Below are 13,860 nucleotides of genomic sequence, written 5' to 3'. Positions count from 1 at the left end.
TGTCCTGCTCGCTCTGGTAGCCGCTGTGGGCTACGGGGTGAGCGATTTCGTCGGCGGTGTCGCATCCCGCCGGGTAGCGGCACTGCGCGTGGTCATCGTCTCGTACCCACTGTCGCTGGTGATCGTCCTGCTCGTGGCTCCATTCGTCGGCGGCACGATCGAACTGTCGGCGATGTTGTGGGGGTTGGCCTCGGGTGTTGCCGGCGGCGTCGCCGTGTGGTGGTTCTACCTTGCCCTCGCCGCCGGTCCGATGGCCGTGGTCTCACCTGTCACCGCCGTCTTGGTCGCCGGCATCCCGGTACTGGTCGGGCTGTCGATGGGCGAGCGTCCCGGCATCATCGCGTTCGTCGGCATCGCAGTCGCCCTGGTGGCCGTGGTGCTGGTCAGCAAGGAATCCCCGGACGAGGTGACCGGTGAAGTGGCAGGCGGTCGGGAGATGAAGTTCACCCGAACCGTGGCCTGGTTGACGGTCGGTTCGGGCGTGACGTTCGCTTTTGCGTTCATTTTTCTGCACCGGATCGGCGACGGCAGTGGACTGTGGCCGCTTGCCGCGTCGCGTGCGTCGGCAACCGCGGTGGTCTGGGTGGTAGCTCTAGCGTCCGGGCACTTCTCGCCCCCGCACGGCAGCGTGCTCAAACTTGCGGCGTTCGTCAGTGTGCTCGACGTGGTTGCCAATGCCGCCTTGATCTACGCCTATCAGGACGGTCTTCTCTCCTTGGTGAGCGTCATTGCCTCGCTCTATCCGGCAGCAACGGTGTTGTTGGCCATGGTGATGCTCGGCGAAAGAGTCGGCACCCTGCAGAAGATCGGAATGGCGTTGGCGCTCGGCGCGATCGCGATGATCGCCCTCGCAGGTTGAACTGGCCCGCTCGGGGGTAATGACCTCGTTTATGACAGCTTCCGATTCGCCGTCCGACATCCCCGTGGCTCAGGACGACGGACGCCCTCCCCGCGTTCTGGTGACCGGTGCCACGGGATACCTGGGCGGGCGTCTGGCACCGCGTCTGCTCGACGAGGGGTACCGGGTCCGGGTGCTGGCTCGCACCCCCGGCAAGCTCGACAACGTGCCGTGGGCGGCGGACGTCGAGGTCGTCAAGGGTGATCTGAGCGATCGGGAGTCGCTGAAGGAGGCGCTGACCGGAGTCGACGTCATGTACTACCTGGTGCACTCGATGGGCACCGCAGGCCATTCCGATTTCGCCGATACCGAACGCGACAGCGCCGAGAACGTCGCGGCCGTTGCTGCCGAGTGCGGCGTCGGCCGGATCGTCTACCTGGGTGGCCTGCATCCGCCCACTGGAGAGCTGTCGCCACACCTGAAATCCCGCGCCGAGGTGGGTCGCATTCTGATCGAGTCGGGGGTACCTACGGTCGTGCTGCAAGCAGGCGTCGTGATCGGATCGGGTTCGGCGTCGTTCGAGATGATTCGCCACCTGACCAACCGGCTTCCGGTGATGACCACGCCGCGGTGGGTACACAATCGAATCCAGCCGATCGCTGTCCGCGACGTGCTGCACTACCTGATCGGGGCCGCGAGCGCACCGATCGCCGAATCCCGGACCTTCGACATCGGTGGTCCGGACGTCATGCAGTACGGCGAGATGATGAACATCTACGCCGACGTCGCGGGACTGCGCCAGCGTCGCATCATCGTTCTTCCGGTGTTGACACCGCGATTGGCCGGCCATTGGATCGGGTTGGTCACACCCATTCCGCGCGGCTTGGCGATGCCGCTCATCGAATCGCTGCAGTACGACGCCGTCGGTCACGAGATGGACATCGACGCCGTCGTGCCCCGCCCGGACAACGGACTGACGGGCTACCGCGATTCGGTTCGGCTGGCGCTGCGCAAGATCGACGACGGCGAGGTCGAGACGAGGTGGACCGACGCCACCGGTACCGCGGCACCGTCGGATCCACTTCCGTCGGACCCGGATTGGGCCGGGGAAGTGGTGTACACCGACACTCGGGTCGCCAGAAGTACGGCGGAGTCGAGTGCGATCAGGCCTGCGTTGGAACGATTGGCCGACGCAGACGTGCTCACCGGCTGGCATCGCGACGCCACCGGACCCGACGCGTCGGCGTCGGGCACCGAACACACCACCCGGCTCAAGTCCTCGACCCGGCTGCCCGGCGAGGCGTGGCTGGACCTCACGGTCGGGGGAACCGCGAAGCAGCCGACGATCGAGCAGCGGTTGGTGTTCTTCCCGCGTGGACTGGCCGGTCGCGCAGTCTGGTACGCCTCGCTGCCGGCACGGTTGGTCGTGGCGCGCCGAATGCTGCGCACAGTGGTGCAGCGGGTGGACGCGGATGCCGCATCGCACGCCACGGATCGCGGTGCGAGAAGTTAATGGGATGAATGTGTCCATGCGAGGCGTTACACTGAACAGCCCGGGCACAGTGTTCGGGAACATACGGGGCTGAACGGTTTCGACTTTGTATGTTGAGTCAGGGGAAGCGTGTCGGTGCAGGCGAGAGACCACCGTAAGCGTCATCGCAACCTTATAAGCGCCGATTCCAATCAGCGCGACTACGCACTCGCTGCCTAAGTAGCGACTGCGTGTCTGTCAGTCCGGGTTTGCCCTCGGCCCGGGTACTGGCATCAGCTAGAGGGCTCACCGATTCATCCGGCCGCGGGATGATGAGGAACATCAAACAGTGGCTGGGATCGTCATCCTGACTTGTTCGCGAGATCGGGAGATCCAAGTAGAGACATAGCGGACTGCACACGGAGAAGCCCTGGCAATGCAGCAGAGGACCCGGGTTCGATTCCCGGCAGCTCCACCGCAGAAGACCGGGCCGAGAGACACACTCTCGGCCCGGTCTTCTTCTCTGTGTCGGACAGGTCACAATCGCCCCGTCCGGACCGATCCCACCCGAAGCGGCCTCGGTGCCGAATAACCGGCATGAGCAACGAGCCGACTCCAGTACTGCGCACCGGCAGGCGGGTGTCCGACCCTGCACTGGTCGTGTTGGTCCTCGGCGGCGGCAAGGACGTGAGCCGGGCGCGCAGTCGGCCGTGGCATCTGGCCGGCCTGCGAATGTGGCCGTTCACCTGGATGCTTCGGCGCGTGGGACGCGAACGCGGCATTTCGGTGCAGCAATTGCAGTACCGGTTCCGCGGCTGGAACGCCCCCGAACGGTCTCCGGTCGAGGACGCCCGGTGGGCGCTGAACCGAATCCGCGCGGAGCATCCTGACGTTCATGTTGTGGTCGTCGGCCATTCGATGGGTGGCCGCACCGCCGCTGCCCTGATCGAAGACCCTTCTGTCGTGGGTGTCGTCGCCTTGGCCCCGTGGTGGCCGGAGGGTGTGGAAGCCGACGCATTCGGCGCGCATCATGCGTTACTCGTCGTACACGGCACTGCCGACAAGTGGACCGATCCGAGAACCTCGCGCCGTGCGACCGAGAGAGCAGCATCCAGAGGGGCGACTGCTCGCTACCTTTCCGTTCCGGGTGGGCATTTCATGCTCCGCAATCCGCGGGTCTGGTCGAGGGCCACGCGTGACTTCGTCCTCGGCATTGCCGCCGATACCAAGGCCGACTGCATGGGCAGGCAGTCGTGACGCGCCGTCGTATTGCGGTGGTCGGGAGCGGCATCGCCGGCCTGACGGCCGCATACGCACTGTCGAAGGACTCGTCGGTGACGTTGTACGAGGCGGATTCTCGGCTCGGCGGTCACGCGGACACGCACTATGTCCCCGGCCCCAACGGTCCGGTAGGCGTCGACACAGGGTTCATCGTGCACAACGACCGCACGTATCCGACGCTGCTTCGGCTGTTCGCCGAACTCGACGTACCCACCCAGGATTCGGACATGAGTATGTCCGTGCGCTGCGACGGGTGCGGGCTCGAGTACTCGGGCGGCCAGGGCATGCGCGGAATCCTGGCGCAACGTACGGCGGTGTTCAAACCACGATTCGTGTCGATGTTGCTCGATGTCAAACGTTTTCATCGGCTGGCAACCGAACTTCTGGACAGCCCGGACTCGGCGGATTCCGAGATCACACTCGGTACATTTCTCGAAGACCATTCTTTCTCGGCATATTTCGAATCCCACTTCATGACGCCGTTGGTGTCGGCGGTGTGGTCGTGTGATCCGGACACTGCGCTCGCTTACCCGGCTCGCTACCTGTTCTCTTTTCTTCAGCACCACGGAATGCTCACCGTCACAGGATCTCCCACCTGGCGCACCGTCACGGGCGGGTCCATCGAATACGTTCGCCGGGTTGCTTCGCACATCGACGAGGTGTTGCTCGATACCCCCGTGCGCGCGGTCTACAGGTCCGAGGGCTCCGTGCAGATCCGGGACGCCCACGACAACCTGCGCACGTTCGACGCCGCCGTGATCGCGGTCCATCCCGGTGCCGCGCTGAAGATGCTCGCGGAACCCACTGCGCTCGAGCACAGCATCCTCGGAGCGATGCCGTACTCGGTCAATCACACTGCTCTGCACACCGACTCGTCCGTGTTGCCGAAGAACACCAGGGCGCGGGCCTCGTGGAACTACCACCTCCCGTCCTGTAGCGCCAGGCCCGATCGAGTTCTGGTCAGCTACGACCTGACGAGGTTGCAGCGGTTGGACGACACCGATCGAAGGATGCTGGTCACCCTCGGTGGAGCGGATCGCATCGACCCGAACACGGTGCTCGACGACATGACCTACGAGCACCCGCAGTACACTCCCGAATCCGTGGCAGCGCAGCGTCGTCTGCCCGAATTGGACACCGATACGGTTGTGTTCGCCGGGGCGTACCACGGCTGGGGATTCCACGAGGACGGCGCGTTGTCCGGAGCGCGCGCTGCGCAACGGGTGGGGGCCACGTGGCTCTGACGTCCGTTCTGCCGACCACCCGCGCACACGGAGCGGCGCTGTATCTCACTCGGATCGATCACGTGCGACGCGCGCCGATTCGAAACGCGTTCTCGTACAAGAGCTACAGCTGGTTCGTCGACCTCGACGCGCTCCCCGAGTTGCCGCGGATGTTGCGACCGCTGGCATCGTTCGACTCACGTGATCACCTGGGCGACCCCGACGCCACCATTCGTCAGAACGTCGATGCGTTCCTGGCGGAGAGCGGTATCGATCTGGGCGGCGGACGGATCACGATGTTGGCCAGCGCGCGGGTGTTCGGACACACGTTCAACCCATTGAGTGTGTACTGGTGTCACGACCGCGCGGGAGACCTCCGCTGCGTGGTGGCCGAGGTGCACAACACCTACGGCGAGCGATACCGGTATTTGCTGCACACCGATCGGCGCGGCGCAGTACGGACGACCAAGGAGTTCTACGTCTCGCCGTTCAACGACGTCGACGGCGAATACTCCATGCAGCTGCCCGAGCCGGACGCCGCGCTCCGCCTGTCGATCGTCCTCGAACGTCCCGGTCAGCCTCCGTTCGTGGCGACCGTCGACGGCCGTCGACGCGAGGTGACGACGCGGTCGATTCTCCGCACCGCACTCGAGATCCCGATTGCGCCCGTGCGAGTGGTGGTTCAGATCCGCTGGCAAGGCATTCGGCTCTGGGCGCGGGGTCTGAAGATCGTGCAGAAACCTGCCCCTCCGGGGGAACGAAGAATTCAGAAGGAAGGGGCCCACAGATGACAACTGTGTCGAAAGCCAATTCTGTGTCGAACCCGTACGGTGGTTCCGCTGTCGGTCCGCTCCCGTCGGTCGATGCGCGGGTCTGGCCTCAGATCGCCCGTGTTCCCGGTGGCATGAAGGTTGCAGCCGCCGCGCCCGTCGCCGACTTCCTCTTCCGTCGTGCGGTTGAGGGATTGCAGGTCCGGGTCGCGATGCCCGACGGCGAAGTGATCGGGGCCGGCTCGGCCGATGCCCCGTTGATGACCGTCTATCGGCCACACGACTTCGCCGCACGGGTCGGCGACAGTGGACTCATCGGATTCGGTGAGGCATACATGGCCGGAGACTGGGATGCCGAGGACCTCACTGCAGTGCTCGAGGTCTTCGCCCGGCGAATGGCGTCGCTGATTCCGAAGTCCCTGCAGCGCCTCCGAGGGCTTTATGTTCCCAAACCTCCACGGAGCGAGCGGAATACGACCAAGAACACGCGATCCAACATCTCACGGCACTACGATCTGTCGAACGACCTCTTCGAACTCTTCCTCGACGAGACGATGACCTACTCGAGTGCGTTGTTCGCCGGAGCGGGAAGCGACAACGACAGTGAGGAGCTCGCCGACGCTCAGCGCCGAAAGATCGACCGGCTTCTCGACCGCGCGGGCGTCGGCGATGGAAGCCGGGTTCTCGAGATCGGCACCGGATGGGGTGAGCTTGCCATCCGTGCGGCCGCTCGTGGTGCAACGGTACGGTCGGTGACATTGTCGACCGAACAGCAGGAACTGGCGCGGAAGCGTTGTGCCGCTGCGGGTTACGGAGATCGAATTCAGATCGATCTCCTCGACTATCGTCTGGTCGACGGCGAGTACGACGCGATCGTGTCGGTCGAGATGATCGAGGCCGTCGGTCATCAGTACTGGGGAACCTACTTCGAGACGATCGACTCGTTGCTTGCGCCGGGTGGGCGGGTTGCCCTCCAGGCCATCACGATGCCGCACGATCGAATGCTGGCTACCCGAAACACGTACACCTGGGTACACAAGTACATCTTTCCCGGCGGGTTCCTACCGTCGGTGCGGGCCATCGAGGAGGTGACCGAGCAGCACACCTCGCTCAGGGTTCGCGAGCGCTTGTCCATGGGCGACCACTACGCGCGAACCCTCGCTCTGTGGGACAGTCGATTCCGTGAATACCGCAGCGAGGCATCCGATCTCGGTTTCGACGAGGTGTTCGCGCGAATGTGGCACTTCTACCTGTGCTACTCGGAGGCCGGATTTCGATCCGGGTACCTCGATGTTCAGCAGATCGTGCTCGACCGAAGGGACAACCGATGACCACCTCGACACTTTCCGTGGACCGGACCCATCGCAGTGGCGGTGTCGCGCATCGGATTGCCGAGTTGATAGAACCCCTGGTGGGTGGCCCGCTTCCCGTCCGGCTGCAGGCGTGGGACGGATCCGTCGCAGGCGATGACTCGGCACCGAGAGTGCTGTTGCGGAGCCCGAGCGCCCTTCGTCGATTGCTCTGGAGCCCAGGCGAACTCGGTGCTGCGCAGGCGTACGTCACCGGGGAGTTGGACGTCGACGGGGATCTTGCCGCGGCTCTCGATCACGTCTGGGGTGTGGTGCGTGAGCGCCGACTCTCGGCCGTCCGACCGGGGCCGGCGTCGCTGCTGCGGTTGGCAAGACTGGCGAAGGATCTCGGAGTGTTCGGCCGCCCACTACCGCCGCCCGTGTCGCAGGCCGCGGTGAAGGGGCGGCTGCACTCGATGCTCCGTGACCGCGCTGCGATCAGCCACCATTACGACCTGTCCAACGACTTCTACGAGCTGGTCCTCGATTCGCACATGGCGTACTCGTCGGCGTACTGGACCTCGGATGCGCCGGACTACACCCTCGATGACGCCCAGCGCGACAAACTCGACCTCGTGTGTCGAAAGATCGGGCTCGACAAGCGCGCAGGGCAACGCTTTCTCGACGTCGGCTGCGGCTGGGGGTCCCTGAGCCTGCATGCGGCTCAGGAGTACGGAGCGCAGGTCGTCGGAGTGACCATCTCGCGCGAACAGAAAGCCTTCATCGACAAGCGAATCGCCGACCGGGGACTGCAGGGCAACGTCGAAATCCGAATCCAGGACTACCGGGAGATTCCGGACGGTCCGTTCGACGCGGTGGCGTCGATCGAGATGGGCGAGCATGTGGGGGAGGCCAACTACCCGACCTACACCGCCGCACTGCATGCCAATGTCAAGCCCGGCGGCCGCGTGCTGATCCAGCAGATGTCGCGGAGGGAAGGCGACAACCCCGGCGGCGGAGCATTCATCGAATCGTTCATCGCGCCGGACATGTACATGCGCCCGGTCGGGCGGACCGTCGCAATGATCGAGGAGGCCGGTCTCGAGGTTCGCGACGTCCACGCGCTTCGGGAGCATTACGTGCGAACCGTCGACGTCTGGACCGAGCGCTTCGAGGCGCGCTTCGACGACGTGGTGGGGATGGTCGGGGAAGAGGTCGCCCGCGTGTGGCGGCTGTATCTCATCGGCGGCGGAATGGCATTCCGCGACAACAGGATGGGCGTCGACCAGATCCTTGCGGTCAGGTCCGAGAACGGGCCGTCCGACATGGAACCGGTGCGGCCGACCTGGACGACCACCGGATGAACTGGTCGGACTTCCTGGCCGTATCGCTGGCGAGCCTCGGCGGTACCGCTGTCCTGATGATCGTCACCGCCCTCATCGGCGCGCGTATCGGACGGCACAACGTCGTGGACGTGACGTGGGGCGGCGGCTTCGTTCTGATCGCGCTGATCTCGGCTGCGACCGGAACAGGTGAACTATGGCGTCGAGTGCTTCTGCTCGCGCTCGTCGGCGTATGGGGACTTCGTCTTGCACTGCATGTCTTTCAGCGCTCACGCGGGCAGGGTGAGGATCCGCGCTACACCGAACTGCTCTCCAAGGCCACCGGAAACGAAACCTTGTATGCCCTGCGCAAAATCTATCTGACGCAGGCAATTGCATTGTGGTTCGTGTCCCTGCCGTTGCAGGTATCCGCTGTCGCACACGGATCGGTCCCCACCGTCGTCGTACTCGGCGTACTGGTCTGGATGCTCGGATGGACGTTCGAGGCAGTGGGCGATGCGCAGTTGAAAGCATTCAAGGCCGACGCGTCGAACAAGGGCAAGATCATGGATCGTGGTCTCTGGTCCTGGACGCGGCACCCCAACTACTTCGGGGACTCGGCAGTCTGGTGGGGGCTGTTCCTCGTTTCGGCGTCGGCGTGGCCGGGAGTGTTCACACTTCTGTCTCCTATCGCGATGACGTACTTCCTGGTGTTCGCCACAGGTGCACGGTTGCTGGAGCGCAGCATGGAGAAACGTCCGGGGTATCGCGAATACCAGCAGCGGACCAGCTATTTCCTCCCACGGCCGCCGAAAGGATCCAGCAAGTAGCTCGCGGGTGGGGCAGCGGCGCTAGGGTTGTCGAGGAGTTCGATTCATCGATCGAGTTCGGTTCGACCACAACGAGGAGGCGCATCGTGGCGCACGAGAGAGCTGGAACCACTGCACTGCCGGAGGATCTGGTGGATCTTTCGCAACTCGTGACGGCGTACTACTCGCGGGTTCCGGATGTGTCGGACCCGAGTCAGCAGGTGGTCTTCGGTACGTCCGGACACCGAGGGTCGAGCCTGGATTCGGCGTTCAACGAGGCCCACATCGTGGCGACGACGCAGGCGATCGTGGAGTACCGCGCTGCGCAAGGCATCACCGGGCCCCTGTTCATCGGCCGGGACACCCACGCGTTGTCCGAACCGGCCTGGACGACTGCTCTGGAAGTGTTGGCCGCCAACGACGTCGACGTACTGGTCGATTCGGGGGACCGGTACACGCCCACCCCTGCCGTCAGTCATGCCATCCTTCGCTACAACGAGTCGGGCCCGGCGGCGAAGGCCGACGGCATCGTGGTGACTCCGTCCCACAATCCGCCTCGGGACGGCGGCTTCAAATACAACCCTCCGCACGGCGGACCGGCCGACAGCGACGCGACGTCGGTCATCGCTGCCCGAGCGAACGATCTTCTGCGGGAGGGTATCTCGGGCATCAAGCGTGTGACGCTGGCGCAGGCCTTCGCGGGCAGCGTCTCGCGGTACGACTTCCTCGGCACCTACGTGGACGACCTGCCCAACGTCGTCGATCTCGATGCGATCCGCGCGGCCGGTGTTCGGATCGGTGCCGATCCGCTCGGTGGAGCCAGTGTCGACTACTGGGACGCCATCGCCGAGCGACACAACCTCGATCTGACGGTCGTCAATCCGTTGGTGGACGGCACGTTCCGCTTCATGACGCTCGACACCGACGGCAAGATCAGGATGGACTGCTCGTCGCCGAACGCGATGGCGTCGCTGATCGCTGCACGCGATCGATTCGACATCTCCACCGGCAACGATGCCGATTCCGATCGGCACGGCATCGTCACTCCCGACGGTGGCCTGATGAATCCCAATCACTACCTCGCAGTTGCCATCGACTACTTGTTCACTCATCGGCCGGGGTGGTCGCCTACGGCGGCGGTGGGCAAGACCCTCGTGAGTTCGTCGATGATCGACCGCGTGGTGGCCGGCCTCGGCCGTCGCCTGCTCGAGGTGCCGGTGGGATTCAAATGGTTCGTACCCGGACTACTCGCCGGCGATCTCGGATTCGGCGGGGAAGAAAGCGCCGGTGCGTCGTTCCTCCGACACGACGGTCGCGTCTGGACCACCGACAAGGACGGCATCATCCTCGCGCTGCTGGCGTCGGAGATCACTGCAGTCACCGGGTCTACACCGTCTCAGCGGTACGGGGAATTCACCGCGAAGTTCGGCGATCCCTCGTACGCCCGCGTCGACGCACCGGCCACGCGCGAGCAGAAGGCCGTTCTCGCCAAGCTCTCGCCCGACCAGATCACCGCCACCGAATTGGCAGGCGAACCGATCACGGCAACGCTGACCGAGGCTCCGGGCAACGGAGCTGCCCTCGGTGGCCTGAAAGTGACGACGGAGAGCGCCTGGTTCGCTGCGCGCCCGTCCGGAACCGAGGACGTGTACAAGATCTACGCGGAGTCGTTCCATGGCAAGGAGCACCTCGCCGAGGTCCAAGATGCAGCACGTGCATTGGTGTCGTCCGCTCTCGAGAGCTCGTGACCGACTCGTCCCAACCCGACCACGACAGCTCGGCCTCCGAGCCGGCATTCCAACCCGGAAGCAAACTCCCACCGGAGATCTGGGTACTGGTATCGGCGGCGTTCGTCATCGCCCTCGGATTCGGCATCGTTGCGCCTGCCCTGCCACAGTTCGCCCGAGAATTCGGTGTCGGGTATACGGCCGCGTCGGCAGTGATCAGTGCTTTCGCTCTCATGCGGTTGCTGTTCGCACCGGCCAGTGGCGCTCTGGTTCAGCGGCTCGGCGAACGACCCGTGTACCTGATCGGACTGCTGATCGTCGCGGTGTCCACCGGCGCGTGCGCTCTGGCCCAGACGTACTGGCAGCTGCTGGTGTTTCGCGGACTCGGCGGAATCGGGTCGACGATGTTCTCGGTGTCGGCTCTCGGACTGCTGATCAGAATCAGTCCACCGACCAGTAGGGGCCGCATCTCCGGGCTGTACGCGACCGCATTCTTGTTGGGAACCATCGGTGGTCCACTCGTCGGCGGTGCGCTCGTCGGTTTCGGTCTGCGGGTGCCGTTCGTCATCTATGCCGTGGCTCTCGTGATCGCTGCCGGCGTCGTGTATTTCACCCTCGGCAACTCCGAGCTCGTCAAACCGGAGAAGGGCTCCGCACCGCCGACGATGTCGCTGCTCGCTGCTCTCCGAATCCCGTCTTATCGGGCCGCGTTGGCTTCGAATTTCGCCAACGGTTGGGCAGTGTTCGGTGTTCGGGTGGCGTTGGTGCCGTTGTTCGTCGTCGAGGCGATGCAGCGATCCGAGGTGTTCGTCGGTATTGCTCTGACCGTGTTCGCAGTGGGAAATGCTCTGGTTCTCACCAGTGCCGGTCGCCTGTCCGACGTACGCGGACGCAAACCGTTCATGCTGGGCGGGTTGGCGGTGTGCGGCCTGGGCACCGTCGTGATGGGTTATGTGCACGATCCGGTGTTGTTCCTCGTGGTGTCGTTGATCGCCGGAATCGGATCGGGCCTGATGAGCCCTGCCCAGCAGGCATCGGTCGCCGACGTGATCGGCTCGAAGGCGCGCGGAGGACCCGTACTGGCTGCCTTCCAGATGGCGTCCGACGTGGGTGCGGTGATCGGCCCGATCGTGGCCGGGATGATCGTGGAGCGGGTCTCGTTCGGCCCGGCTTTCGCCGTGACCGGTGCGCTCCTTCTGGTGGCCGGACTCTGGTGGTCTCGCGTACCCGACACCCTCGAGCGCGAGCGCACCTGACACGCACATCCGTAGTATTCGCTCTGTGAGCCAGAAGAAGACAACGAGCACGAAACACACGCCACAGGCGACGTCCAACACAGTGACCTACGTATTGGGCGGTATCGCATTCTTGGTGGTGGTGATAGTCGTCGTGGTCGCGATCATGTGGCAGAGCGGAAGCGACGCCCCACGCAACGACGGCTACGGAACCGTGAAGAATCCCGAGGTCGAATTGTCGTTGCCAGGTGACGGCGTGGTGCAGCTGGCGCGTCCGGGAGCGCAGCGCGTGATCGATGTCTACGAAGATCCGATGTGCCCGTTCTGCGGCGATCTCGAAGCAAAGCACGGCCAGGAGTTGGCTCAGAAAATCGACGATGGCGTTGTCTCGGTGAATTACCACCTGGTCAATTTTCTCGATCCGTCGTCGGCCTCGGGTGACTATTCGACGCGTGCCGTCGCGGCGTCCCACTGTGTGGCAGCGACGGAGAACGCCCGGGTCTACTCCGCTTTTCACGGCGGGTTGTTCGACTCCGAATTCCGCCCGGTCGAAGGCGCAGACTCGGACAGAACCGATGCGGAACTAGCGGAGCTCGCTCGTTCCTCCGGAGCGAGCGAGCTGGCAACGGAGTGCATTGCCAGCGGAACCGAACGAGATGCCGCGGTGGCGGACGCGAACACCGGACGCGACGCTCTGGCGGCGTCGGGAGCGCGCGGGACGCCGGGGGTACTGGTCGACGGACAGGTGGTCGACGCGCTCGGTGACTCGGAATGGCTGGCCTCGATCAACTGATCCACTCCCGTGGGTGCGGCCGGTGGTCGAGTTCTCGGTATCGGCCGGACCAGGTGATTTGTTGCTGTTGCGACCGATGGTGTAACTTCGTTCGAGCAACCGCATGAACGGTCGCACGCAGTAACTCGGGGCTATGGCGCAGCTGGTAGCGCACCACACTGGCAGTGTGGGGGTCAGGGGTTCGAGTCCCCTTAGCTCCACCGACGTGATCTGTTTCAGGAAACGAAAAAGCGCCGCTCTCGAGCGGCGCTTTTTCTTGTTTCGGTGCTGAAGGTCAGCGGTGGCTAGTGGGCTGCGTCGAAGGCCTGCTCGACCTCGGCGGGAATTCTGCCTCGCGCGGAGATATTGTGGCCGTTCGCCTTGGCCCATTCTCGGATGGCTTTGGTTTGATTGGCGTCGCGCTTCGCACCGGTTGCAGAGGTACTCGACTTCTTCGTCCGCTTTCCACCGACCTTGGTGGAGTGTTCGATGTAATAGTCGAGCTTGCGATGAAATTCCTTGGCGTTCTTGTCGCTCAGGTCGATTTCGTAGCTGACCCCGTTGACCGAATAGGTTATGTGTTCGCCACCGGATTCGATCGGTTTTTCGTCGATGTCGTCGACCAATTGCACATAGACTTTTCTGGCCATGCTGAAGCTCTCCAATGGTGCAGGGGATGATGCGGGGATGTCCAGATCGAACTGAGACGACTATACGGCCGAACAATGTGCTTATCCACGCGGGCCGGGGAATTGTTACGCGATTCGCAGAATTGTCGGGAATCGGATCGGGCGGTCGCCGAAACGCAGAGGTGTAGGCGAGAACATTGTCCCGATACGATCTCGGTCCTTATCGAAATCAAAGACAGACTGGCCGGTTCGTAGGCGCTTTTCCATCCCCGAGTCGGTTCGCGGTGGTTCGAGTGGGGGAGCCGGCGTATCGATGTACGACGTGGCGGCGCATTCGCAACGGATCGATTACGGAACGCACTCATTTCACTAACGAAAGATCATCCAAGGCGCGTCGATGACGACATCTGGTTCACTTGAGGCGCAAGTGTCTGCTGTTTCGTGTGTGTCCCGTGGTGTCGGCGACTCGCTCCGATCAGCGCAACCGAGGGGCC

The 13,860-nt window shown here is 64.0% G+C and carries 12 protein-coding genes, 1 tRNA gene and 1 other RNA gene; 13 read left to right on the top strand and 1 reads right to left on the bottom strand.

The features are described 5' to 3' along the window. Positions 1 to 4: 4 nt before the first annotated feature. The 13 genes from CH294_RS24845 to CH294_RS24785 all read left to right on the top strand — a co-directional run bounded on the left by CH294_RS24845 (position 5) and on the right by CH294_RS24785 (position 12,958). The gene (locus CH294_RS24845) at positions 5 to 859 is read left to right on the top strand and encodes a DMT family transporter (protein WP_080730458.1); all 855 of its coding nucleotides are present in this window, start codon (positions 5 to 7) and stop codon (positions 857 to 859) included. A 31-nt stretch (positions 860 to 890) separates the two neighbouring features. Next, positions 891 to 2,351, top strand: coding sequence for an SDR family NAD(P)-dependent oxidoreductase (locus CH294_RS24840; protein ID WP_094610588.1), 1,461 nt, complete (start codon positions 891 to 893; stop codon positions 2,349 to 2,351). A gap of 65 nt (positions 2,352 to 2,416) precedes the next feature. Continuing rightward, positions 2,417 to 2,787: a transfer-messenger RNA gene (ssrA, locus tag CH294_RS24835) on the top strand. 119 nt (positions 2,788 to 2,906) lie between these two features. Continuing rightward, positions 2,907 to 3,566 carry an alpha/beta fold hydrolase gene (locus CH294_RS24830; RefSeq protein ID WP_094610587.1) on the top strand — a complete coding sequence of 220 codons (660 nt, stop codon included), beginning with the start codon at positions 2,907 to 2,909 and terminating at the stop codon, positions 3,564 to 3,566. Next, complete coding sequence (locus tag CH294_RS24825) at positions 3,563 to 4,834, top strand: FAD-dependent oxidoreductase (RefSeq protein WP_170944845.1); 1,272 nt, start codon at positions 3,563 to 3,565, stop codon at positions 4,832 to 4,834. The genes CH294_RS24830 and CH294_RS24825 overlap by 4 nt, the downstream gene beginning before the upstream one ends. Beyond that, entirely contained in the window at positions 4,825 to 5,604 is a 780-nt protein-coding gene (locus CH294_RS24820; protein ID WP_094705128.1) for a DUF1365 domain-containing protein, read from the top strand. The genes CH294_RS24825 and CH294_RS24820 overlap by 10 nt, the downstream gene beginning before the upstream one ends. Beyond that, the gene (locus CH294_RS24815) at positions 5,601 to 6,914 is read left to right on the top strand and encodes a cyclopropane-fatty-acyl-phospholipid synthase family protein (RefSeq protein WP_249305488.1); all 1,314 of its coding nucleotides are present in this window, start codon (positions 5,601 to 5,603) and stop codon (positions 6,912 to 6,914) included. The genes CH294_RS24820 and CH294_RS24815 overlap by 4 nt, the downstream gene beginning before the upstream one ends. After that, positions 6,911 to 8,236: a cyclopropane-fatty-acyl-phospholipid synthase family protein gene (locus CH294_RS24810; protein WP_052077617.1), complete on the top strand. Its 1,326-nt coding sequence runs from the start codon at positions 6,911 to 6,913 to the stop codon at positions 8,234 to 8,236. The genes CH294_RS24815 and CH294_RS24810 overlap by 4 nt, the downstream gene beginning before the upstream one ends. After that, the gene (locus CH294_RS24805) at positions 8,233 to 9,024 is read left to right on the top strand and encodes a DUF1295 domain-containing protein (RefSeq protein ID WP_094739284.1); all 792 of its coding nucleotides are present in this window, start codon (positions 8,233 to 8,235) and stop codon (positions 9,022 to 9,024) included. Before CH294_RS24810 ends, CH294_RS24805 begins: the two co-directional genes overlap by 4 nt. Before the next feature lie 86 nt (positions 9,025 to 9,110). Continuing rightward, the gene (pgm, locus tag CH294_RS24800) at positions 9,111 to 10,751 is read left to right on the top strand and encodes a phosphoglucomutase (alpha-D-glucose-1,6-bisphosphate-dependent) (protein WP_094610586.1); all 1,641 of its coding nucleotides are present in this window, start codon (positions 9,111 to 9,113) and stop codon (positions 10,749 to 10,751) included. 77 nt (positions 10,752 to 10,828) lie between these two features. Beyond that, on the top strand, positions 10,829 to 11,986 hold the full coding sequence (locus tag CH294_RS24795; protein WP_141216542.1) for an MFS transporter: 1,158 nt from the start codon (positions 10,829 to 10,831) through the stop codon (positions 11,984 to 11,986). 25 nt (positions 11,987 to 12,011) lie between these two features. Further along, complete coding sequence (locus CH294_RS24790; RefSeq protein ID WP_094739282.1) at positions 12,012 to 12,758, top strand: DsbA family protein; 747 nt, start codon at positions 12,012 to 12,014, stop codon at positions 12,756 to 12,758. 127 nt (positions 12,759 to 12,885) lie between these two features. After that, positions 12,886 to 12,958, top strand: a tRNA-Ala gene (locus CH294_RS24785). Between the two features lie 84 nt (positions 12,959 to 13,042). Here the strand turns inward: CH294_RS24785 and CH294_RS24780 are convergent. Further along, positions 13,043 to 13,387: an Lsr2 family protein gene (locus tag CH294_RS24780; protein WP_032378160.1), complete on the bottom strand. Its 345-nt coding sequence runs from the start codon at positions 13,385 to 13,387 to the stop codon at positions 13,043 to 13,045. Positions 13,388 to 13,860: the final 473 nt, after the last annotated feature.

Origin of the sequence: Rhodococcus sp. 14-2483-1-1, assembly GCF_002259335.1 — a bacterium.
Lineage (GTDB): Bacteria > Actinomycetota > Actinomycetes > Mycobacteriales > Mycobacteriaceae > Rhodococcoides.
The sequence above is the reverse complement of the archived record's forward strand: the minus strand, read 5'-3'. Positions and strand labels throughout refer to the sequence as shown.